1 protein-coding gene is annotated in these 768 nt (G+C 44.7%); it reads right to left on the minus strand.

Annotated features, from left to right (window positions below; translation table 11 throughout):
* Window positions 1-768: Calx-beta domain-containing protein (locus GMD4S_RS09750; protein ID WP_000293071.1), on the minus strand; the 768-nt coding region annotated here is incomplete at both ends.

Consider the following 768-nt stretch of genomic DNA (forward strand, 5'->3'; position numbering starts at 1 on the left):
CAATCGTTGGGATGGTAACAGTCTTTTCTGTTTCTCCATCTTTAAAGGTCACATCTTGAGTTGTATCTTGGTAAACTTTACCGTGAACTCCAGTTCCAGGTTCTGTGATGAAGCGAACAGTAGCAGCCCCCTTGCTTCCACCAACGCGTTTAATCTTAACAGTGACTGGTTTTCCTTTTTCGACTTCGTAGTTAGTAGACTCGAGTTCAAACATCCCTTTACTATCATTGTTTAGGGTGTAGATTCCTTCTGTAGCAATGGGTTCGCCTGTTTTGTTTACAAGGGTAATAGTATGTTGGCCTGGTGCTAAATCGCCTGTCTCAAAGACTTTTTGGCTGCGTTTACGGCTAGCATTCTTAGTTTGCACATCTGCAACCTTTTGACCATCAACATAGACGGACATTTCTCCGTGACCTGGATCGACTGTAGAAACGACATAGGCCTTGGTTCCTGTGAAGGTATAACTTACTTTGGCATCTTTTTGATTGGTCCACATAGAAGTGCCACGAACACCTTCAGATTCATTGTACCAAGTTGTTCCGGCTGTATCTGCTGTTGTGTTTGAGTGGTATTCAAGTCCAAGAGGGTAGCCATCTGTCTTTTCAATGCTGCTTGGTGTCTTGTAGACTGAGAAGTTGGTCAAGATTGGAGTTGCTTGAGCACCAGTGATGGTTACACGAATTTTTTGTGCCTCTACAGGCTTGCCTTGAACCAAGCGACGGTAACCAACGGTCGAACCTTCGCCGTATGTCACCCAACGTCCGTTGA

It is taken from the genome of Streptococcus sp. GMD4S, from assembly GCF_000296955.1.